The organism is Empedobacter brevis NBRC 14943 = ATCC 43319 (genome assembly GCF_000382425.1).
GTDB lineage: Bacteria > Bacteroidota > Bacteroidia > Flavobacteriales > Weeksellaceae > Empedobacter > Empedobacter brevis.
On record NZ_KB908296.1, the window covers coordinates 136,514 to 158,941 of the forward strand.

18 protein-coding genes are annotated in these 22,428 nt (G+C 33.0%); 6 read left to right on the forward strand and 12 right to left on the reverse strand.

Going from position 1 to position 22,428, the window contains the following annotated elements; genetic code table 11:
- Window positions 1-50 precede the first annotated feature (50 nt).
- On the reverse strand, window positions 51-1,475 hold the full coding sequence (locus tag H277_RS0110625) for an MATE family efflux transporter (RefSeq protein ID WP_019975577.1): 1,425 nt from the start codon (window positions 1,473-1,475) through the stop codon (window positions 51-53).
- A gap of 201 nt (window positions 1,476-1,676) precedes the next feature.
- On the opposite strand from H277_RS0110625, the gene H277_RS0110630 reads away from it, so the two are divergent.
- From H277_RS0110630 to H277_RS0110640, 3 genes are all read left to right on the forward strand, one after another.
- Window positions 1,677-3,791, forward strand: coding sequence for a prolyl oligopeptidase family serine peptidase (locus tag H277_RS0110630; protein WP_019975578.1), 2,115 nt, complete (start codon window positions 1,677-1,679; stop codon window positions 3,789-3,791).
- A gap of 77 nt (window positions 3,792-3,868) precedes the next feature.
- Entirely contained in the window at window positions 3,869-4,705 is an 837-nt protein-coding gene (locus tag H277_RS0110635) for a hypothetical protein (protein ID WP_019975579.1), read from the forward strand.
- 41 nt (window positions 4,706-4,746) lie between these two features.
- The gene (locus tag H277_RS0110640) at window positions 4,747-5,796 is read left to right on the forward strand and encodes an NAD(P)-dependent alcohol dehydrogenase (protein WP_019975580.1); all 1,050 of its coding nucleotides are present in this window, start codon (window positions 4,747-4,749) and stop codon (window positions 5,794-5,796) included.
- 66 nt (window positions 5,797-5,862) lie between these two features.
- Here H277_RS0110640 and H277_RS0110645 read toward each other — a convergent pair whose 3' ends face one another.
- Both H277_RS0110645 and H277_RS0110650 read right to left on the reverse strand, forming a co-directional pair.
- Window positions 5,863-6,081 (reverse strand): hypothetical protein, encoded by a 219-nt coding sequence (locus H277_RS0110645; protein WP_019975581.1) that lies wholly within the window; start codon window positions 6,079-6,081, stop codon window positions 5,863-5,865.
- 27 nt (window positions 6,082-6,108) lie between these two features.
- Window positions 6,109-6,360, reverse strand: coding sequence for a hypothetical protein (locus H277_RS0110650; RefSeq protein ID WP_019975582.1), 252 nt, complete (start codon window positions 6,358-6,360; stop codon window positions 6,109-6,111).
- Between the two features lie 310 nt (window positions 6,361-6,670).
- Between H277_RS0110650 and H277_RS0110655 the strand changes: the two genes are divergently transcribed.
- Both H277_RS0110655 and H277_RS0110660 read left to right on the forward strand, forming a co-directional pair.
- On the forward strand, window positions 6,671-7,753 hold the full coding sequence (locus tag H277_RS0110655; RefSeq protein ID WP_019975583.1) for a hypothetical protein: 1,083 nt from the start codon (window positions 6,671-6,673) through the stop codon (window positions 7,751-7,753).
- Entirely contained in the window at window positions 7,737-8,366 is a 630-nt protein-coding gene (locus H277_RS0110660) for a hypothetical protein (RefSeq protein WP_019975584.1), read from the forward strand. Before H277_RS0110655 ends, H277_RS0110660 begins: the two co-directional genes overlap by 17 nt.
- Here H277_RS0110660 and H277_RS0110665 read toward each other — a convergent pair.
- From H277_RS0110665 to H277_RS0110690, 6 genes are all read right to left on the reverse strand, one after another.
- The gene (locus tag H277_RS0110665; protein ID WP_019975585.1) at window positions 8,306-8,863 is read right to left on the reverse strand and encodes a 5-formyltetrahydrofolate cyclo-ligase; all 558 of its coding nucleotides are present in this window, start codon (window positions 8,861-8,863) and stop codon (window positions 8,306-8,308) included. The genes H277_RS0110660 and H277_RS0110665 overlap by 61 nt on opposite strands.
- 324 nt (window positions 8,864-9,187) lie before the next feature.
- Window positions 9,188-10,096, reverse strand: coding sequence for a hypothetical protein (locus H277_RS0110670; protein WP_019975586.1), 909 nt, complete (start codon window positions 10,094-10,096; stop codon window positions 9,188-9,190).
- A 29-nt stretch (window positions 10,097-10,125) separates the two neighbouring features.
- Entirely contained in the window at window positions 10,126-10,599 is a 474-nt protein-coding gene (rnhA, locus tag H277_RS0110675) for a ribonuclease HI (protein WP_019975587.1), read from the reverse strand.
- A 5-nt stretch (window positions 10,600-10,604) separates the two neighbouring features.
- Window positions 10,605-12,455, reverse strand: coding sequence for a M1 family metallopeptidase (locus H277_RS0110680; RefSeq protein ID WP_019975588.1), 1,851 nt, complete (start codon window positions 12,453-12,455; stop codon window positions 10,605-10,607).
- Window positions 12,443-13,198, reverse strand: coding sequence for a lysophospholipid acyltransferase family protein (locus H277_RS0110685; RefSeq protein ID WP_026357536.1), 756 nt, complete (start codon window positions 13,196-13,198; stop codon window positions 12,443-12,445). The genes H277_RS0110680 and H277_RS0110685 overlap by 13 nt, the downstream gene beginning before the upstream one ends.
- Before the next feature lie 63 nt (window positions 13,199-13,261).
- On the reverse strand, window positions 13,262-14,887 hold the full coding sequence (locus tag H277_RS0110690) for an alpha/beta fold hydrolase (protein WP_019975590.1): 1,626 nt from the start codon (window positions 14,885-14,887) through the stop codon (window positions 13,262-13,264).
- Window positions 14,888-15,050: 163 nt separating this feature from the next.
- On the opposite strand from H277_RS0110690, the gene pgi reads away from it, so the two are divergent.
- Complete coding sequence (gene pgi, locus H277_RS0110695; protein WP_019975591.1) at window positions 15,051-16,703, forward strand: glucose-6-phosphate isomerase; 1,653 nt, start codon at window positions 15,051-15,053, stop codon at window positions 16,701-16,703.
- 44 nt (window positions 16,704-16,747) lie between these two features.
- On the opposite strand, the gene H277_RS0110700 is transcribed toward pgi, so the two are convergent.
- From H277_RS0110700 to H277_RS0110715, 3 genes are all read right to left on the reverse strand, one after another.
- A complete protein-coding gene (locus H277_RS0110700) occupies window positions 16,748-17,992 on the reverse strand; it encodes an MFS transporter (protein WP_019975592.1) in 1,245 nt (414 codons plus the stop codon).
- Between the two features lie 2 nt (window positions 17,993-17,994).
- Complete coding sequence (locus tag H277_RS0110705) at window positions 17,995-19,728, reverse strand: ubiquinone-dependent pyruvate dehydrogenase (RefSeq protein WP_019975593.1); 1,734 nt, start codon at window positions 19,726-19,728, stop codon at window positions 17,995-17,997.
- Window positions 19,729-20,038: 310 nt separating this feature from the next.
- Window positions 20,039-22,384: an outer membrane beta-barrel family protein gene (locus H277_RS0110715; protein WP_019975595.1), complete on the reverse strand. Its 2,346-nt coding sequence runs from the start codon at window positions 22,382-22,384 to the stop codon at window positions 20,039-20,041.
- Window positions 22,385-22,428 lie beyond the last annotated feature (44 nt).

Consider the following 22,428-nt stretch of genomic DNA (forward strand, 5'->3'; position numbering starts at 1 on the left):
ACCCTTTATTAAACTAAAAAAGAGTTCTTTCTAAGAACTCTTTTTTAGTTTTAAATCATTTTCAGTTTCCATTTTCCTCGTTTAAAAAGGACAAATGCCAATATAGCAATAAAGGTTTCTGAAACAGGAATTGCAATAAAAACCCCCTCTTCTTTCAAGTTAAAATAATAGGAAAGAACATAAGCTAATGGAATTTGAAACAACCAAAAACCAACCAAATTAATTAAGGTGGGAGTCATTGTATCGCCGGCTCCATTAAATGCATTCATCATTACCATTCCAATTCCGTACAATAAAAAACCGCTCGCTAAAACATACATTCCTTCTTTCGCAACAAGTTTGATATGTGCTTCCGTTGTAAAAATAGAAACCAAGTAATTGCTCAGTCCATAAAAAATAACACTTACAATTAACATGTAAATAATGTTGAATTTCATCGTCATTAATACCGATTTTTCAGCTTTTTCGGGGGCTTTATTTCCTAAATTTTGACCAACTAAAGTCGCAGCAGCATTGCTTAATCCCCATGCCGGTAACATGAAAAACATCATTAGTCGTAAAGCTGTTTGATAACCGGATGAAGCAATTTCTCCTCCGGTTTGAGCAACAATTCGAGCCAAAATAATCCAACTGCAACTCGCTATAATGTATTGAACAATTGCAGGAACAGCTATTCGCACAATATTGAGAATTAACTTAGATTTTGGAATAAAGTAAGACCATTTTATCTGAATCAAAGAGTCTTTTTTCATTAAGCAGTACAATTGATAAATAACACCGCAGCTTCTACCGATTGCAGTAGATAAAGCAGCTCCTTCTAATCCCATTTCAGGGAAAAAGAACCAACCACGAACAAGAATCGGACATAAAATAATGTTGATTCCATTTGCCAGCCATAAACTTTTCATGGCAATGGCAGCATTTCCTGCACCACGAAAGATTCCATTGATTAAGAACAATAAAACAATGCTTAAGCAGCTTGCCATCATGATTCTTGTAAAATTCTTACCATATTCAGCAGCAGCTTCGGTTGAGCCCATCCAAATCAGTAAATCCTTTGAGAAAATAAATCCCAAAATACTTAATAGAACAGTAATGATTATTGCTAATAATATTGCCTGCGAAGCACTTTCTGAAGCTTTTTCGGGTTTCTTTTCTCCAACTCTTCGTGCAATAATGGCGGTTGCGGCCATACTTATCCCGATTGAAATAGAATAGACAATTGTCAACAATGATTCTGTTAAACCAACTGTTTGTATGGCAAATGCACTTTCTTTTAAATGGCCTACAAAATATAAATCGACCAAAGCAAAAACAGATTCCATCACCATTTCGAACATCATCGGAATGGCCAATAAAAACACTGATTTTTTGATTGGCATCGCGGTTAAATCTAAGTTTTCGCTTGAAAAAGATTGTTTAATCAACGAAAAAATAGACCCAATTTTGGCTGTTAAAGACTTTTCTACAGTCATTTTTTTAGATTTTACAAATTAAAATAATTGATAAAAATTAAATCCAAATGAAGTAAACGTTAAGTTGCCGCGAAGTTTTAAGCATTCATTTAAATTTAAAAATCTGAGAGAGATTTCGCACAAATGTAAATCATTTTTTTCAATACCAATTTATGTTTTTGGATTTATTATCTTTACCAAAACAGCTATATATCAAAAGAAATGAAAAAAACTACTTTTATTTTATTAAACGTTGCCCTTATGATAGGAGTGAATGCTCAAAGCTATAAGAAAAAGTACCCGGAAACGAAAAAAATTGACCATGTTGACACGTATTTTGGAGAGGAAGTACAAGATCCATATCGTTGGTTAGAAAATGACTTGTCTGAGGAGACAAAGAAATGGGTGATTGAACAAAATAAAGCGACTTATGCTTATTTGAATGAAATTCCATTGCGTACGCAATTAAAAAAATCGTTGACGGATATTTGGAATTATGAGAAAATTTCAACACCATTTAAAGAAGGAGATTACACCTATTACTACAAAAATGATGGTTTACAACAACATTCAGTTTTATACCGCAAATTAGGAGAAAACGGAACAGAAGAAGTTTTCTTAGACCCAAATAAATTTTCGAAAGACGGATCTGTTTCATTAGCAGATGTTAGCTTCTCAAAAGACGGAAGCTTAGTTGCTTACTCTATTTCAGAAGGAGGTTCGGACTGGAGAAAAGTTATCGTATTAAATACAAAAGATAAAAAACAAGTTGGAGAAACATTGATCGATGTTAAATTTTCAGGAACAGCTTGGAAAGGAAACGATGGGTTCTATTATTCATCTTATGATAAACCGAAAGGATCTGAATTATCTGAAAAAACAGATCAACACAAATTATATTACCATAAATTAGGAACAGCTCAGAAAAAAGATCAATTGATTTTTGGTGGATCTGAGATTCCTCGCCGTTATGTCGGAGCCTATTTAACAGACGATGAACGTTTCTTGATTATTACAGCTGCAAATACAACGACTGGTAATGAGTTGTATTATAAGGATTTATCCCAAGCAAATAGCTCAATCAAAACAATTGTAAATAATTTTGAGACGAACACTTCTGTCATTGATAATGATGGAGAAACATTCTACATCTTTACGAATAATAAAGCGCCAAATAATAAAGTGGTAAAAGCGACGATTTCTGATTTAAGTGAAGCTGCATGGACAACTGTTATTCCTGAAACTGAAAATGTGTTATCTGTATCGACAGGAGGTGGATATTTATTTGCGAAATATTTGAAAGATGCAATTTCTGTTGTTGAACAATATAAATATGACGGATCAAAAGTTCGTCAAATCGAATTGCCGGGAGTGGGTTCTGCTTCAGGATTTGGAGGGAAAAAATCAGAAAAAGAAATTTATTTCGGATTCTCTAATTATATCACACCATCTACTAGCTACAAATACAATGTAGAAACAGGTTCATCAGATGTTTACATCAAACCAAATGTGAAATTTAATTCGGATGATTACATTTCTGAACAAGTTTTCTATACTTCAAAAGATGGAACAAAAGTTCCGATGATTATTACCTATAAGAAAGGTTTAAAGAAAAATGGGAAAAATCCTACAATCGTTTATGGTTATGGAGGATTCAACATTAGTTTAACACCGGGATTTAGCCCTGCTACAGCAGCTTGGATTGAAAATGGTGGAGTTTACGCTGTTCCAAACTTACGAGGAGGTGGAGAGTATGGAAAAAAATGGCACGACGGAGGTCGTCAATTCAATAAATTGAATGTATTTAACGATTTCATAGCAGCAGCAGAATACCTTCAGAAAAATAACTATACTTCACCAGATTTTACAGCTTTATCCGGAGGTTCTAATGGAGGATTATTAGTCGGAGCAACAGAAACAATCAATCCAAAAGTGGCAAAAGTAGCTTTACCAGCAGTTGGTGTTTTAGATATGCTACGTTATCATACATTCACTGCCGGAGCAGGTTGGGGATACGACTACGGAACGGCTGATGACAGCAAAGAAATGTTCGATTATTTAAAAGGATATTCACCTGTTCATAATGTAAAAGAAGGAACATGTTATCCGGCAACATTGGTCACAACAGGAGATCATGATGATCGTGTAGTTCCTGCGCATTCGTACAAATTCGCTGCGAATTTGCAAGCAAAACAAGGATGTAATAATCCGGTTTTAATCCGAATTGAAACAAAAGCAGGTCATGGAGCAGGTCGTTCAACAGAAGTTGTAATCAATGAAACGGCTGATAAATATGCGTTCACTTTGTGGAACATGGGAATAAAGAAATTGAAATAAATTCAATTTTAATAAATACAAGAAATCCATCTGATTATTCAGGTGGATTTTTTTAATTTTATCCAAAATATAAACGAATGAAAAAATTATTTACTCTACTTATCCTATGTTCAACTTTTGCTTTTGGACAGCATATAAAGAAAGCGACTTTTGTTTTAACGGATGGCAAAATCTTAGAAGTAGAAGATGTTGTTTATGGAGATAAAGTTTATGAGTATAAGATTAAAAAAAAATCTAATCTGGCTATAACAAAAGAGTCTGTTTCAGAAATTATTTTTGATTCTATTGACTTTACGAAACAAGTAGAGCAAAGAACATATTTTGAAGTAAGAAATATGTATTATGAAAATGATTTGCCTGAAGGAGTTTATGAAACAATTGAAGATTTTTACAAAAAAAGTCCATCATCAACTGAAAAATTAGTAGGAAAAGAAGAAGGCGGGAAATTTTATGAAAATTCAAATGATTTAATGGCATTTAACTATTCAAAAAGTGGAGATATTATAAAAAATGCTTTTGCAATTGTTTATAAAGGAATTCTTTTTTTCGGAATAAAAGCAAGTAATAAACATGAATCCAAAAGGATGAAAGGAGCTTTTGCAATTACTTATTCAAAGAATTATTACATTAAAGTAAAATATGCTACACCTGAATATTTTTATACAGAAATCTCTTCAATTCCCGCTGGTAAAGCAATTGGAATAATGGGATCTGCTAATTATTATGGAACTAGCTATAGCTTAATGAATAGTAAATATCCTTTCATTTTAGTAAACAAGGAGCAAAAATTTTATACGGTTAAGAATTGTAAGCGATTCAATGAATATTTTAAAGATAATCTAAATAAAAAAATTTCTTGTGGAAAGGATGATGATTTTTTAAGTGATGTCAGAGAATTGATGATAGACAATTAAAATTGTATAGAATACAAACAAATAATAAAAATATATAAAAAATGAATACAAAAGTATATGCAGCATTTAACGAAACAGACGCATTAGGCCCACATACCATAGAGCGTCGTCAGCTATCGCCAAAAGATATTTTTATTGATATCGAATATTGTGGTGTTTGTCACAGTGACATTCATACCGCGAAAGGGGATTGGGGAAAACCAAATTACCCTGTTGTTCCCGGACACGAAATTATTGGTCGGGTAAAAGAAATAGGCTCGGAAGTGACGAAATTCAAAGTTGGAGATCTGGTTGGGGTAGGTTGTATGGTCGAGTCTTGTCAACATTGTCATTCTTGTGACGAAGGTTTAGAACAATATTGTGAGAATGGGTTTACAGGTACTTATAATTCTAAAAATTCAAAATATGGAGGAGTGACTTATGGTGGTTATTCAGAAAATGTTGTAGTAGAAGAAGATTTTGTGCTTCATGTCCCGGAAAATATTGATGTGAAAGCAGCAGCTCCGTTATTATGTGCCGGAATTACGACTTGGTCGCCTTTGCGTCATTGGAAAGTAAAAGCTGGTGATAAAGTAGGCGTAATCGGACTAGGTGGTTTGGGACATATGGGGGTTAAATTTGCTAAAGCAATGGGCGCTCATGTTGTGATGATTACAACTTCGGAATCAAAAGGAGAAGACGCTAAGAAATTAGGAGCTGATGAAGTTTTAATTTCGAAAGATGCAGATCAAATGAAAGCTCATCAAAATACATTTGATTTTTTGTTGAATACAATTCCTGTGAAACACGATGTTAACCCCTATTTAGCATTGTTAAAGTTAGACAAAACCATGTGTATGGTAGGAGCAATAGAACCTTTAGACGCTGTTCATGGCGGTTTATTGATTATGAAACGTCGAAATTTAGCAGGTTCTTTAATTGGAGGAATTAAAGAAACGCAGGAAATGCTTGATTTTTGCGGAGAACATAATATTGTTTCTGATATTGAAATGATCGATATTCAGAACATCAATACAGCTTACGAGCGTATGATGAAATCGGATGTTAAATATCGTTTTGTGATTGACATCAAATCGTTGAAAGAATCTTAGTCATTCCTATAAAAAACTAAAAAATCCGCTTATCTAGCGGATTTTTTAGTTTAGGTTTTTGATTTTTTATTTCGTTGCAGCATCTTTAGAAGCCTCCGCTGGTTGTACAATTTTAGAAGAGTCTACAGTCACACCTTCTACAGAATCTGCAGCAGGAATTTCGGTTTTCTCTACAATAACAGAGTCTTCTACAACAGTTGTAGGTTCTCCTGCTTTAGGTTGTTGTTTGCATGATAATGCTGTAAAAGAAATCGCCACGAAAGCGAATAATACTATTTTTTTCATCTGATCTGACTTTAATTTATTCTACAATTATTTTTTCTCTGTTGTTGTCTTCGTTTCAACTTTTACAGGTTGTTCTTTCACAACTGTCGAATCTGTAATTACAACAGAATCTTTTCCTACAGAATCTATTTTTATTGAATCTTCGATCGTTGTAATGGTATCATTTTTTACTTCTGTTTCAGTCTTTGTTTCTTTTGATCCGAATAAATTACAAGAAGACAAACCAAATGCAGTTCCGAATACTCCTAATACGATTACGTTTAATGCTAATTTTTTCATAACTTTAATTTTTTTAAATGTTTTTAATTGATTTTCGTTTTTGTTGATTTCTTAATCATTTTGTTGAATCAAAGTTAAATATGGAATCAATATTTTTTTAAGCAAAACAGTTGTAAGATGATTGTAATCGATCAGCTGAGTAATCAACAACTATTTTACAACAAAAGAAATCATTTAACATGGCATTAATAAAGAAATACAACTTATTATATCAAAAAAATTATTTTATTTGTAGTTGTATTGAAAGACAAATTGTAAAATAAAAACTATTTTACAAAATAGTAAGAATCAAAATTTTAAATTATATTTTTTGAGCAAATTTACAGATATAGAAATTTTCGAAATTCTGAAAAAAACGATTGCCAATCGATTTTTGGAAGAAAATTCTGCTCAATCCGAAAAAATCTCTGATTGGAAAGGTCAGGAAATCACTTCTTTTCAAGATGATTTATTCAATAAAACCAGATCTACCGTTAGCGAAAAATGGTTTTATACGTATTTTAAGTCAGATTTTAAGAAACTTCCGCGTATAGATATGCTCAATCTTTTGGCGCAATATTGTGGATTTAAGAACTGGGCGCATTTTGTTCAAACACAAAAAAATGAGCAACTAAACTCAAATCAACCAACTGAATCGACAGAAAAAGCAGAAGAAACCGAAAAAGAAGGATTAGAAGGAACAACTTCCGTAGAATTAGAAAGTGAAATTAAGCAGGAAGTTAAAGGACCTATAAAAAAGGAAACAGTTTTAACAAAAGATGAACTTCAGCAACAAAAACCGAAGTTAAAATTGATTTCGATATTGGTTGCAACAGTTGTTTTGTTAAGTGGAATAGGAGCAGCCGTTTATTACACTTTTTTTAGCCAAAGGGAATATGAATTTTGTTTTGTAGATTCAGATAGACAAAGCAAAATTACCAATTCTGTTGAGGTCACAATCATTAGAGATGGTTTTACGCCACTGTATTTATCGACGAAAACAGGTTGTATTAAATTCGAGTCGCAAAAAGATACAATCAAGATGTTTGTGAGTTCTCCTTATTATAAACAAGATACATTTAAGGTTAATTTACATCAGTATAATCAACCTGAAAAGTTGTTATTAGAACCGGACGATTATAAAATTATGCTGTATTATTATTCTAATTCAGCAAAAGATTTGAAACAACGAATTTCTAAACTGAATCAAATGATTGCTGATGATGCTTTGATTTATCAAGTATATGACAATGATTTTTTTGGTGTAGAAATTCTTTCAAAACAACAGTATATCAATTTGGTTACAATGCCTACGACATCATTAAAGAATTTTTCTTTGATCGAATCGGAAAGTAAAAAAGGAAAAATTGTAAAATTAAAATTTAAAATCCAACAAGATGAAAACGATAAGTAAATTGGTTCAGTTTAGCATCGTATTGCTATTGAGTGTTTGGATTATATTTTCGTGTAAAGACGATAAATATAACGGGGATTATAACCCAGAAGCGATAAAAGGATACAAGAACGAATCGTCTACCGTTAGTAGTAAGATGGATTCTGTAGAAGCGGTTAATTTTATTGCAAAACAGAAGTTACGCGAATTATACGAACTTTCAGCACTGGCATCTAATACGAGCGATACAGTAGTGGATAGTTTGTTGCGGGATCAATTGTTATCATATTTTCCGAAAAAAGATACGACAGAGATTTTCTCTTTGTTGAGAGATTTACGTGCTAAAAAAGTAACCTATACTTCGGTTTCAAAATTTGCTATTTTACCGAAAGATTCTATTGCTCCGGATTCTATCAAAAGGATAGCTTATACAGTTAATTACTTTAATTCTGATAAAAAATTAATTGAAACGAATAATCATGTTGGTGTATTTGTTTTAAAACAAGAACCAATAAAATTTCAACGCGAATTTAAATTTTACTTTACAACGTTAATGGATAAAAAAGATTCGATTCAGAAAGACTCAATTCCTTCAGGCGTAATACAGAAATCAAGTGGAAAATCACCAAAATAAATATCTTCAAGATGTTCAATAGGTCTAAAATAAGTTAGACCTATTTTTTTTGAATCAGGTCTGCATCGTGCTAAAAACTTATCGTAATAACCGCCACCATAACCCACGCGGTTTCCTTTTTTATCCGCGACAAACATTGGAATAAAAATAACATCTATTGTCGAATCATCTACTTCTTTATAGTCGATAGGCTCCGGAATGTGAAGTGAATTTAAAGAAGTTTGAAAACCTTTTTCAACGTGGCAATTTATCATATCATCACCAATAACCAAAGGTAAAACAACTTCTTTTTGTTGTTGAAATAACCATTCTATAATAGGATAAGTATTGATCTCATGATTTTTTTCAATTGGTAAGAAAATGTGAAAAGACTTTTCAGAAGAAAAATCGATTTGCTTGACATACTGGAAAATCTTTTCACTTAAGCTATACACTTCTACTTTTGTGAACTCTTTTCTTAAGGTTCGATAATACTTTCTGGCTTCTGCTTTTGTCATCTTTCTTCGTTTGAAACGAAGTTAGGGAAAATTAGCCCAAAAGTAAATAGAAGGTTTTTTTAGTTTTAATTAATAGATAAAAACTAAAAAGAAGATAAAACAAGCAATTGCCATAAAAAGCAATATGTTGACAGGTTTTACTCTCATTTTACTGAATACAGACTTTTTATAAGTCTTATGGATTCTCTTAGGCTTAGGCATTTTAGTTGATTGATTTATAAATAAAGATGCAAATTTCACCAAAAGGTTGCTTAAAAAAAAAGGAAAACCGTAAAAAATATTCATCTAGCTGATTATTAGGTGAATAAAATTTAATGCATTAACTCATTTTTTCATTCGTTTTTCAGCTTCATCTAACCAGGGTTGATGTTTACAGTGTTTTTGAATTGCTTGATAAATTGCCAGGCTATTGGGGTCTTTTGAATCAAGTTCGTAGATTAATGAATGAATGAACCCATTTTTTATCGATTGACTTTCTATTTCTTGTAGCAAAGCATCAGCAGAGAACCCTTGATACAATTTTTCCTGCAAGTTAGTCAATACAATACTACGGTAACTTTGGTAAGTTCTGTAAGCGTCCTCATTGTCCAAGTCAATTTTATCTAATTCTGTTAAAAAGTTAACAGGCAATTGTTGTGAAGCAGGATTATAGTAGGTATATGAATCTTTGTAGGTATACAATAAGTTAATAAAGTCGTAATTCAAATTATTTTTCTCTGTTTTAATAAACGAACTATTTACTTCTAATTTTTCTAAATCTTCAAAAACTTTTAGATGAAAACGTTTAATACGATTCTTAAAATCCGATGGAGGTAGTTTGAATAGTTCGGTATTTTCAGTTAAAAAATGATCTGTTTTAAAGCTTTTTTCAACAAGATAATTGTTTCGGTTTTTTCCTTTTCCTGAAAATTTAAAATTGCTTTCAAGTTGGGTCAGATCTGTATTTAATACCAGACTGTCACCTGGAACTAGATAGATTGTGAATTCTTCCCGTTCAATAGAAAGTGTTTTATAGCCTTCGTCAACCAACTGAAGAGTATCCGAAAAATTTCCGTCAAAATCTAAAGCAAAAGCTTTTTCCCGATTATTCAACAATAGGTAAATGCTATCCGTTTGCGCATTCGCTATTCGCCCACTAAAGTAGATTATTTCACCTTTTCTTTCTTTAGGTGAACAATTGTATGATACCATCAAAATTAGTGGGAGTAATCCCCACAACGTCTTCATTTTCATTTTTCTCTCTGCCTCACAAAAGTAGAAAATTATTCTTCGTTTTGATGAATTTCAAAGAAAGAATCGACTTTAAAATTTGCAGGATCATTGGCTGCAGCAACAGCCAATTGATCGGCCATTTCATTCCAATGATGACCGGCATGTCCTTTTATCCATTGAAATTTTACACGATGAATTTTATACACCTCCAAAAACCTTCGCCATAAATCGGAATTCTTTTTCCCTTTAAAATTCTTTTGCAACCAACCAAAAACCCAGCGTTTTTCCACTGCGTCAACGACATATTTAGAATCTGTGATAATTGTAATTTCAGTATTTGTAAACTTTAACGTTTCCAAAGCAGTAATCACGGCAAGAAGCTCCATTCGGTTATTCGTTGTTAAGCGAAAACCTTGAGAAATCTCCTTTTTCACTTTTTTCTCCGTTTCCAACAAAATACAACCAAATCCACCCGGACCAGGATTTCCTAAAGACGAACCATCTGTATATGCTACAATTGCCATGGTTTTTATGGTTTGTAATTTAACATGGAATCAATTGTTTGACGAGCTACAAAATGGTAGTTTGGACGTGCATCTTTGTAAATATCTTTTGCTAACTCGATTTGATTTGATTCTTTGAGTGCTAAATACAAAGGCTCTAAAAATTTGCGGCGACCAACATGTACTAAAAATTCTTTTGCATTGGTATTCACTTTATCATAATGCATTAAGAATGCTTTTTCGTACCAGGCACATTCTATTTCCGGATTTTTAGAATTTGTAAAATCATAAATGGCATCCAAATAGGCTAAATCTCCTTTTGTGTTTTTCTTTGGGTCTATTTGGCGAATAAAGTGAACCCATTCATTTGTAGATTTTGTTGAAATCTCTATTTTTTTAGGAGTAACTTTAGCTCGTCCGTTTTGAATATCTTGTTTTAACTGTGCCTCTGCTAAATCAAATAATGTTGACGTTGGTTTCTTTAAATCTTTTGGCCATCCCGTGTTGTAAATCCATTCCTGAACAAAGCTATCGTCTCCATTTGTCAGATTTTCTTTCAGATAGTCTACAAACTTTTCTGTTGTCATGGTTTGAAAAGCATGCGAAGAAAAATATTGTTTCAAGAAAGGATCAAATTTTTCGCGACCATATTTGTCCTCCAACATTTTTAAAAACAAATATCCTTTGTCATAAGGGACATCAGAAAAGGCGTCATCAGGATTAGCACCTTTCATGTCAACTTTTAAAGAAGTGTATTTTTCAGGAATATTACGCATTGAAGTTTCTAAATCCTGAAAACCAATAACTGAAATCATATCAGCATAATCTTTTCCTTCTAATTCTTCCATAATTCGACGTTCAAAATAAACCGTAAAACCTTCGTTTACCCAGAAATCATCCCAAGTGGAATTGGTTACTAAATTTCCTGACCAAGAATGTGCCAACTCATGTGCAATAAGGTTTGTCATCGAGCGGTCTCCAACAATTGCAGTTGGCGTAGCGAATGTTAAACGAGGATTTTCCATTCCTCCAAATGGAAATGAAGGAGGTAAAACCAAGACATCAAATTGTTCCCAAGGATATGTCCCGTATAATTTTTCGGCGGCAGTTACCATTTTTCCCATTTCTGCAAATTCCCATGCAGCAGCTTTCAATAATCCCGGTTCTGCATATACTCCTGTTCTGTTGTCTATGGGTTGGTAGTTGACATCACCTACAGCCAGTGCAATCAAATAGGGTGCAATTGGTTGTGGCATATCGAATGTATAGGTTCCATCAACAGATTTTTCTTTTGGATTGATCGCGCTCATCAATGCCATTAACTCTTTAGGTGTTTTCACCTTTGCATCATACGTCACACGAACACTTGGTGTATCCTGGATAGGAATCCAAGACCGTGTTAAAATTGCTTGTCCTTGCGACAATAAAAAAGGGTGTTTCTTGTCGTGAGTTTGCTGCGGATTTAGCCATTGTAAAGCATTTGCATCTGGTGAGGTTTTATAAAAAACTTTTACAATTGTATCCTTTTGCGTTACATCAATAATTAGAGCCTGCCCTTTGATGGAATCTTTTTCTCCTAATTGATAGGTTGTTTTTTGACCATTTGCTAATAAAACAGAATCAATTGTTAGTTTTTCGGTGTCTAAAATTAATTGTTTCGCATTCTTATTTTCGAATGTATAAGTAGCAGATCCTTTAATTTGTTGCGTCTTGAAGTCTGTTTCAATATCCAAACTCAAATGTTTAATTCGTGCCTGATCTAAATCGGCAAAGGTTTGGTTATCTTTTGCTTCAATGTTTTTTGTAGAGGTTATTTGTTTATTACAGCTTGCGGCAATTAAAGCAGTTCCAAGTGCAATATAAACTAACTTTTGCATTCTTCTAAATCTTTTAATATTGTATTGAAAGCAGCTTCTTTTAAAGCAGCTTTGTCTTTTTTTACGTCTAAATCTTTGGTTTCAAAAGTAGCCAGTAATCGAACTTTTATTCTTCCCGGATAACCTCTGAACCAATTGAAAGGAAACATTTTATTTAATCCGTGAATTGAAAAAACGGCTAATGGTGTTTTCGTCTCGATAGCAATATTGAAAGCACCGTCTTTAAATGGATCCAAATAAATTCTAAACTCTTTCTCGTTGGTTACTCCTCCTTCAGGAAAAATAAAAATGCTGAGATTTTTATCTAACTTTTTCTTTGCTTCAGGATAAACAAGTGCTTTACTACGAACACTTTTTCTATCTACTGGAATACAAATTCTTTCAAAGATTCGTCCAAAGATAGGGATTTTAAGTAATTCTGCTTTACCAACAAACACGATTGGATGATGTTTTAGAATTGTCAACATCAACATAATATCCATTACTGAAGTGTGATTGGCGATAAAAATATAGTTTTCTTTTGAATCGAGCGGAACAAGTTTTTTATAATCAATTCTGAAACCGGTTCCATACAAAACAAATTTTCCCCAATAGCGAATAAAAGGGTAGATATATGGAAAAGTTTTATCGAAGTTAGCCAAAGGCAACACGATAAAAACACCTATTGTTAAAACATAAATTGCGGCTAACAAAATCATCCAAATGCGCCAAATAAGGACGAAAAAACTTGTGATGTATTTCATGAAGTTGGTTTAGCGAAGTAAAGATATGGAGAAATTAAAAAACTAAACCTGCCTTTTTATTTTTCAATTTTTCAAAAATTTCAAAATAGCATCATTCAGTTTCTTGGGTTGTTCAAAAGGTACATAATGTGTAGAATGAGGTACAATTAACAATTCTGCGTTTAAAATACTCTTTTGAATTTCTTTGGTATGACTTTCTTTTACTTCATCTTGTTCTCCGGCAATTACCAACACACGGTTTTCAATCTTTTTTAGGTCAGGCTTAGTAATATTTGGTTCATTTAGCATCAGTTGTATTAAACGTAAATTTGTAGTTTCTGAAGGAGTTTCAATTAGGGTTTTAAAACTTGCTGTTAACTCTTCTTTTACGCCTTCAGGATTAAGAACGGCTCCTATTGTTACAATTTTATTGATTAACTCAGGATGCTGGGTGTTGAAAATCAAAGCTGTATTTCCGCCATCACTCCAGCCAACGAGATTTACTTTTGTCAAATGAAGTTGTTGAATAATTTTATACAGGTCATTCGCAAATAATTCATAAGTATAATTATTCGTTGTTAAATCTGTGCTTCTACCTTGTCCACGTGTGTCAATTGCAATCACGCGAAAATATTTTGCAAAAAAAGGAATTTGCAGGTAAAAATCTTCAATGCTGCCATTATTGCCATGTAATAAAATCAATGGTTCACCGCTTCCATATTCCTCATAATAGATTTTTGCATTGTCCAAATCAATATATTTTCCTGACTTATTTTTTCCATAAACAGATTTTTTAGCTTTCTCTTTATGTTGGTAATAGGTAATTAAGTGTTGCGTTTTTGCGTCTATTTCTTCCGCTTTTTCCACTTTTTCTTCTTCTTTATCTTTTGAATACAGCACCTCTAAATTTGAAATAAATATACCAGCAGAAGCTTCCCAATTTCCTTGACTTTGGAAGCGAAATAATAACTCTTTTGCCAGCGATTTTTTTGCTGAAACACCAAATACGAAATCTTCATCATTTGGTTTTTTATACTCAACCAATTGAACGGTTACAGCAATTTGCTCCAAGTTTTTGAAACGAAATTTATAGGGTGTCAAATCAATTTTTTGCCACGCTGTCGTTGAGGTTTTATAAATGATATTTTCGTCCAAAAGCGATTCGTGCGGCAATCCATTTTTAACGGAATAGATGTTGATTTTCAGTGTAATTTCTTCAAATTTAGAACTTGGAATGATATAAAAATTGTAGGCACTAAGTGTCGTTTTTGGATAGATGTCAAAAATATTTCCTTGTTCAATTGTCGGAACATTCTCATTAAACATCTTAGAAAAAGTTAACATTGGACGAGTTTTCTGCCCAATTATTTTCGCTTTCATTTTTTCGCTTTTTACCATTACTTCTGTTAATGAAATCGTTTTTTCTTTGAGAAGAACAATAGGATTCTGTTGCATTTCTTTAATGGATAAAGATTTTTCCTCATAGCCGGAAGCATCAAAAATAAGCGGGCTATTTACTAAGCTTTCAGGAATTACAATTGAAAATTCACCATTTTCATCCGTAATTGTTCCGGTTTCTGATTCTTTTATTCCGATCGAACAATATGGAATAGCAAGGTTGTTAACATCCTTGACAGTTCCTTTTAATTGAATTTGAGCCGAGATGATGTTACAAATGATTAAAACTGTGACGAAAAAATAGTTGCGCATAACTTTACTTGTTTGTGATAAGACGAGATGTTTAACAAAAGGTTACACAATGGGGGACTATTATTTATTAAAATTTTTTCTTCTAAAACGTTATCGTTGAATTATAGGTTTTGAGATGAACTTGAAATGATTAAATTTGTTTAGGAAAGAATACTAAAATATTATGGCTTTAAATACCCTCAATCCAACAAAGACAAATGCTTGGAAGGCATTAGAAAAACATTTTCAATCTATTCAACAAACAACAATCAAAGAACTATTTGCTCAAAATCCAAATCGCTTTGAAGAATTTTCTATTCAATATCCATCATTATTGGTGGATTATTCAAAAAATAGAATCAATTCTGAAACAATTCAACTCTTGGTTGATTTGGCAAAAGAAATGGATGTTGATCAGGCAATTCAACAGATGTTTGAAGGAGATGTGATCAATTCAACTGAAAACCGAGCTGTCTTGCATACAGCTTTGCGCAATCGTTCTAATGAAGAGGTTTTTGTTGACGGTAAAGATGTAATGCCACAAATTAATGCAGTTTTGGAACAAATGAAATCGTTTTCAGAGAAGGTAATTTTCGGGGAATGGAAAGGTTTTTCGGGGAAAGAAATTACTGATGTTGTGAATATTGGAATCGGAGGATCTGATCTTGGACCTGTCATGGTGACAGAAGCATTGAAACATTATAAAACTCGTTTAAATATTCACTTTGTTTCAAATATTGATGGAACACACTTAGCAGAGACATTTAAACAAATAAATCCAGAAACAACATTGTTCATCGTTGCTTCTAAAACATTTACGACGCAGGAAACAATGACAAATGCTTTTTCTGCAAAGAAATGGTTCTTAGATTCTGATGCTATTGAAGCGGATGTAGCCAAACATTTTGTTGCATTATCAACAAATGCAGAAGGTGTTTCAGATTTCGGAATTGATACAGCAAATATGTTCCAGTTTTGGGATTGGGTTGGTGGCCGCTATTCATTGTGGAGTGCTATTGGCTTGAGCATCTCCTTGGCAGTTGGTTTCGATCATTTCGAAGAATTGTTGGAAGGAGCTCATGAAATGGATGTACATTTTAAAACGGAAACATTAGATCAAAACATTCCTGTTGTATTGGCTCTTTTAGGAATTTGGTACAACAATTTCTTTGGAGCTGATTCTGTTGCTTTATTGCCATATGAACAATATTTATCCCGTTTTGCTGCATATTTTCAGCAAGGAGATATGGAAAGTAATGGTAAATATGTTGGGAGAGATGGAAAAAAAGTTGATTATGAAACAGGTCCTATTATTTGGGGAGAACCGGGAACAAACGGACAACATGCTTTTTATCAATTGATTCACCAAGGGACAAAATTAATTCCAGCCGATTTTATTGCAGGCGCTAATTCGTTGAACGTTTTAGGAGATCATCATGCAAAATTACTATCCAATTTCTTTGCCCAAACAGAAGCGTTGGCTTTTGGAAAAGATGAAGAAACTGTTGTTGCTGAATTAGAAAAGGCAGGAAAATCAAAAGAAGAAATTGATTTTTTAACAGCATTTAAGATTTTTGAAGGAAATCGCCCGACAAATTCAATTTTATATGAAGTTCTAACGCCAAAAGTTTTAGGGAATCTAATTGCAATGTATGAACACAAAATCTTCGTTCAAGGAGTTATTTGGAATATTTTTTCTTTTGATCAATGGGGAGTAGAGTTAGGAAAGCAATTAGCGAATGTTATTTTACCGGAGTTAGAAAATGAAGAGCAGGTAATTTCGCACGATTCATCTACAAACGGATTAATAAATACGTATAAATACTGGAGAAAATAAATAACCTTAAAACATAAATAAAACCGCTTAATAAGCGGTTTTATTTATTGTAAATCTTGCTGTTTTTGACCTGTTTCTTTTAGGAATAAAGTGAGAACGATGGCGATGAGTATTCCGATGATCCAAAACCAAATAGCATGTTGAAAATGTTCCAATTTATCGGTAACGGTTGTGATTTTATTTCCATACATTTTTGCAAATAATGGACTAACAAGAGAGGTTACTCCAAAAGTCAAAAAGTTTTGAACACCGGTTGCAGAACCCTTTACATGATCAGGATTAGCTTCTTTTATAACAGAATAGGGAATCATTGCCACGCCTGAAAATATTCCAAAAATAAACAAGGTTATTTTAGGGTTCATGAAGTTAGGTAAATAAATGAATAGTACTAACATCAAAATCATACCCATACATCCTATTAAAATAACAGGCTTTCGTAAACCAATTTTGTCTGTTAAAATTCCCATTAAAGGACAGCCAACAACCCAACCTAATGAAGCCATTGCAGCTGTTAATGCGGCCTTTTGTGTATCAAAACCAAGATCTAGTTTAAAGAAGGCCACAGCCCAGGTCATTGCAAAAATGGTGGTCGGAATAAAGAGTAATCCGGAAATAATTCCTGTTAACCATGACTCTCTGTTACTGAAAATAATTTTGAAAGGCTCAATAAAAGAGGTGGTTTTACTTTTTTCAATTTCTTGCTCAGAAGCTTTTGGTGTAATGATTAACATGGCAATCGCAGGAATAATACACAAAATACCTGCAATAATCCAAAATACTTTGAAGCTTAAACCATCTTCTAATAGTGGTTCAACAACAAATTGTCCTGCAGCTCCACCCAACATTCCTATACATTGGGTAAAGCCTATGGCGGTTGCCAATGATTTCGAAGAAAATCCTTTTGTGGCTAAATAGACACAACCGGGAAATGCAAATGCACTACCGGCTCCTTGTAGTAATCGTCCTGTTTCTCCAACAAAATGAGAAGAAACTATAAATAAAATACATCCAATACCGAGTATAAAGCATCCTGCAAACATGGAATATTTAGCACCAAATTTATCCAAACAAATTCCAGCAATTAAAGCACAAATTGAATAGGTGTAATAATAAGTTCCGACTAACGAGACAGTGTCTTCTTTAGAAATAGCAAAGTTTTCAGCTAAATCTTTTATCATTAATGAAGGTGCAGAACGGGTTGCATAGTCGATAAAATAAAAAAGCAAACCTAAAACCCAGGCCGTAATGAAAAGTTTCTTATGAGATGGAGTAATTGCAGTTGCATTCATCCTTATAAATCTTTCAAATGTTTATAATTGGATTTGATTGTGTCCATGACTTCATCCATTTTTCCACCTAACATTAATTTAGCCATAGATTTTGTCATTCCCAGCATTTGATTGAAATCTATTTTTGGAGGCATTGCCAAAGCATTTGGATTCGTAAAAACATTCAATAAATACGGACCATTATGGGCAAAAGCCCTGCAAATAGCATCAGGTAAATCATCAGGATTTTTAACAGCTTCACTTTCAATTCCCATCGCTTTTCCAATTAAGGCAAAATCAGGATTTTCCATATCTGTTTCATTATCAGGTAAACCTGCGACTTCCATTTCTAGTTTCACCATTCCTAATGTTCGGTTGTTAAAAATAATTATTTTCACAGGTAAGTGATATTGTTTTATCGTAGCCAAATCTCCTAATAACATCGAAATTCCTCCATCACCGCACATTGCAATGATTTGTCTTTCGGGGTAAGCCAACTGTGCGCCTATTGCTTGAGGCATCGCATTTGCCATAGATCCGTGATTGAAAGATCCTAACATTTTTCGTTCGCCTGTTCCTGTAATGTAACGGGCTCCCCATACACAACACATTCCTGTATCAACTGTGAATATTGCATCTTTTGTTGCTAGCTCATCCAGTAAATAAGCGGTGTATTCTGGTTGTATAGCATTTTCTGTTCCCTTGTCATGGACGTATGTCAATTTATTTTCCAATACTTTTTTGTACAATTCTAACTGGCTGTCAAGAAAATCACGATTGTCTTTTGGTTGAACTAAAGACAATAATTCCTGAACTGTTTCCTTCGCATTTCCTACTAATCCTAAGTCCACTTTTGCACGTCTACCTATTTTTGCACCCTCTGTGTCTATCTGAATGATTTTTTTATCTGTAGGAATAAAATCTTTATAAGGAAAATCGGTTCCAATTAAAACAATTAGATCTGCTTTATGCATGGCGTGATAAGCAGAAGGTTGTCCTAATAACCCTGTCATACCTACTTCATTCGGGTTATTGGGTTGAATACTCATTTTTCCTTTGAAAGAATAGCCGACAGGAGCATGGAGCTTTTTAGAGAATTCAATAATTTCCTGATTAGCTTCCGAAGCACCAATTCCACAGAATAGAGTGACACGTTTAGCTTCGTTAATGATTTGCGAAGCTTGTTGCAATTCAGTTTTATTTGGGATAATAATCGGTTGGTTGAAAAATAGATTCGTAGTATAAGCTTCGTCAATTGCATCCATTTCAGCAATATCTCCCGGAAGGCCAATTACTGCAACATCTTTTTTTGATATTGCATGTTGAATTGCAGTTTGGACAATGCGTTGGGCTTGTTCTGGTCGTGTAATGATTTGATTGTAACAACTACAATCGTCAAAAAGTTTTATGGTGTTTGTTTCTTGAAAATAATCGGTACCAAATTCTATGGTGGGAATTGTAGAAGCAATAACAACCAAAGGTGTTCTCGATTTATGTGCTTCGTATACTCCGTTAATCAAGTGAACATGCCCCGGACCGGAACTACCTGCACAACATCCTATTCCATTTAGTTCAGATTCTGCTGTTGCAGCATATGCACCTACTTCTTCGTGTCGTACATGAACCCAGTCAATATTATCGGATTGCTTGACAGCGATATTGAAAAAATTTAAACTATCTCCGGTGACTGCATATACACGTTTTATGTTTGCTTTTTCTAATAATTCTACAATTTGATGCGAAACATTTTTTGCCATAATCGTAATTTTTGTTGTTGATTAACAAGTTAAAACTATAATTGCAGAAATAGATGATAAAAAATTGTTAAAGATTTAATCATCAAATGATTGAAAATAAAAAAAAGCCTGTTGTAAAAACAGGCTTAAAATTAACACATGAGGACAAAATTTACTCTACTAAATCTTATACGTATATGTTTGTTTCAATATTTATGCCAAAACTTTATTTAGCATGAAGTATTTTTAATAAATCTAGAAATTTTCTAGATTTATTAGGAATTATATAATTTTACAGTATTTTTTGGAGGCTATTTTTTTGTATTGTTAATTAGTTTGCACGACTTTTATCTTCAAAATTAATTTTCTTTGTATTGCCTTTTATTTCTTTATTTCCAAAAGAGTAACTCAAGCTCAAGGTTAATTTACGGTAATCCATAAATTGGTAGAAGGATGAATTGTAACCCGACATATTGGCATTCCCATAATTCCTTACCTGATTAAAAATATCATTGACAACTAAACTTGTTTGTAGGTTTTTGTTAAAGAAAGAAGCTCTCAATCCGAGAGAAAGATCATTTCTTCCATTCATTTTTGTATTGGCATATGTCCAAGGCAAATCCTGCCAATAATTCACTAATAGAAAATAAGTTTTGTCTTTATTTAACGTAAACGTATTATTAATAGAGAGATAGAAGGAATAAATACTGAGACTTTCCACTTCTTTGATCAACGGGAGTGTTTTGGTATAAGATGTATTTGCAACAGCAACCATTTCCCAACGTTTAAAATAGGTATCAAAATAATTTAGGTTCAAGCCAAATCTATTCTGGTTAAAACTATTTTCGATGACATTACTATAGATTCCATCTTCTAAACGAGAAACATTGGTCAAATCATTTTTAGTAAACTGATAATACAATTGTGCATTGAGTTTACTTTTGTAATTGAATGAAAATTCAATATTATCATTGAAAGAAGGTTGAACAGAGGCGTTTCCTGCGTAATATAAATACGGGTTAGAGTACCATCGGAATGGATTTATTTCTTGGAATCCCGGGCGATTAATACGTTTTGAATAGTTTAGAGTAAATGTATTTTGATTCGTTTTATAGCTGACATAAGCAGTCGGGAAAAATTTTCCGTAATTATTTTTTGCAACACTTTGGGTTTCCGATTTACCTTCATAATCAGTGACTTCATAACGAAGTCCGGCTTTTGCAGACCAATGTTCATCAAAATCCTTTTGTATACTTACATAAGTTGCATAATTTTTTTCTGAATAGTCAAAAACATTACTGTTCATCGGATTTAGCAAATAATCATCATTTTTTAATTCATAAAATTTAACATCCGATTTGTTGCTTAGTAAAGTATATTTCGCACCAGTATCCATCTTGAAAGTAGAGAAAGGTAATGTAAAATCGATTTGTCCGGAAAAAATAGAATAATTCATTTTGCTGAAATTTCGAACAAAAGACAAATAATCAGTATCTGAAATTGTGTTAAGCTGGTTTCTTTTATCTGGGGTAGTGCCAAGATAATTTGTTGTAATACTCATTTTTTTACCGATTGAATCGAGCTTTAAATCATAATATAAATTAAAAGTATGTGTGGGGGTTTTCCAATGTTGATTTTCATTTGTTGTTAGAATAGAATCCTGAATAGTTCGTGTAAAATAAGTTGCGGTATTTTCTGCATTTACGTTGTAATTACTCTGACTAAAATCGTAAATCAAACCTATATTCGATTGTTCATTCATCTTATAATCTAAACTGTAATTGAATCCACCGCCGCGAGGAGAATCTTTTCTATTGCTATTGGTATAAACACTTTTTTCAGCGCTGACTAAATTTCGCCAAGAATCCATTTTATAGCCCATATTATAATAACGAATTTTTAATGACGAACTTATTTTTTCGGATTGATAGTTAACAGTTGGATGAATACGATAGCCATTATAGGAATTGCGTTGGTAGGTTGTAGAAATCGACCCGTTCCATCCTAAATTTGTATTTTTCTTCAAAATAATATTGATGATTCCGCTATTTCCTTGCGCTTCGTATTTTGCCGGAGGAGTTGTAATGACCTCGATTCTCGCAATATCTTCTGAACGTAATGAGCGCAAATAATTCTGTAAATCAGATCCTGAAAGCTGAAGTGGACGATCATTAATCATAACGGAAACATTGTTTTTACCGATAATCGAAATGGCATCATTTTCTAAACGGACCAAAGGCGTATTTCGTAAAGCATCCAAACCATCCATCCCTTGTGCTGCAATAGAATTCTCGACATTAAAAACCATTCGGTCAATCTGTTGCTCAATGAGCTTTTTCTTTTTGGTAATCGTTACACCTTCCAGATTGAATGTATTTTCCACTTTTAAGCTTCCAAGCGCCATATTTTTATCAAGTAAAATACGTTGTAGAAAAATCTCTTGCCCTTGTTGTTCAAGGGAAACATCGTAAGAATTTTTTTCAACTTCAAAAATAAATTCCCCCAAATCATTGGTAAGTGTTTGTTGATTCGCCAAACTATCTTTTACGGCTAACAAAACAAGTTGATTGGACAATGCTTGATTATTTTGATCAACAATTTTCCCTGTTAATTGATAGGTTTGTCCAAAGACAAAAGAATAAAATAAAAGACAAAGGAGAGCAAATATATTTTTCATATTCTATTTTTATAGACAAATAACGATTGTCTATAAAAGATAGA

Coding starts and splice junctions, on each gene's coding strand:
- H277_RS0110625 (WP_019975577.1), bottom strand. CDS start 1,475: ATGACTGTAGAAAAGTCTTTAACAGCCAAAATTGGGTCTATTTTTTCG.
- H277_RS0110630 (WP_019975578.1), top strand. CDS start 1,677: ATGAAAAAAACTACTTTTATTTTATTAAACGTTGCCCTTATGATAGGA.
- H277_RS0110635 (WP_019975579.1), top strand. CDS start 3,869: ATGAAAAAATTATTTACTCTACTTATCCTATGTTCAACTTTTGCTTTT.
- H277_RS0110640 (WP_019975580.1), top strand. CDS start 4,747: ATGAATACAAAAGTATATGCAGCATTTAACGAAACAGACGCATTAGGC.
- H277_RS0110645 (WP_019975581.1), bottom strand. CDS start 6,081: ATGAAAAAAATAGTATTATTCGCTTTCGTGGCGATTTCTTTTACAGCA.
- H277_RS0110650 (WP_019975582.1), bottom strand. CDS start 6,360: ATGAAAAAATTAGCATTAAACGTAATCGTATTAGGAGTATTCGGAACT.
- H277_RS0110660 (WP_019975584.1), top strand. CDS start 7,737: ATGAAAACGATAAGTAAATTGGTTCAGTTTAGCATCGTATTGCTATTG.
- H277_RS0110665 (WP_019975585.1), bottom strand. CDS start 8,863: ATGACAAAAGCAGAAGCCAGAAAGTATTATCGAACCTTAAGAAAAGAG.
- H277_RS0110670 (WP_019975586.1), bottom strand. CDS start 10,096: ATGAAAATGAAGACGTTGTGGGGATTACTCCCACTAATTTTGATGGTA.
- rnhA (WP_019975587.1), bottom strand. CDS start 10,599: ATGGCAATTGTAGCATATACAGATGGTTCGTCTTTAGGAAATCCTGGT.
- H277_RS0110680 (WP_019975588.1), bottom strand. CDS start 12,455: ATGCAAAAGTTAGTTTATATTGCACTTGGAACTGCTTTAATTGCCGCA.
- H277_RS0110685 (WP_026357536.1), bottom strand. CDS start 13,198: ATGAAATACATCACAAGTTTTTTCGTCCTTATTTGGCGCATTTGGATG.
- H277_RS0110690 (WP_019975590.1), bottom strand. CDS start 14,887: ATGCGCAACTATTTTTTCGTCACAGTTTTAATCATTTGTAACATCATC.
- pgi (WP_019975591.1), top strand. CDS start 15,051: ATGGCTTTAAATACCCTCAATCCAACAAAGACAAATGCTTGGAAGGCA.
- H277_RS0110700 (WP_019975592.1), bottom strand. CDS start 17,992: ATGAATGCAACTGCAATTACTCCATCTCATAAGAAACTTTTCATTACG.
- H277_RS0110705 (WP_019975593.1), bottom strand. CDS start 19,728: ATGGCAAAAAATGTTTCGCATCAAATTGTAGAATTATTAGAAAAAGCA.
- H277_RS0110715 (WP_019975595.1), bottom strand. CDS start 22,384: ATGAAAAATATATTTGCTCTCCTTTGTCTTTTATTTTATTCTTTTGTC.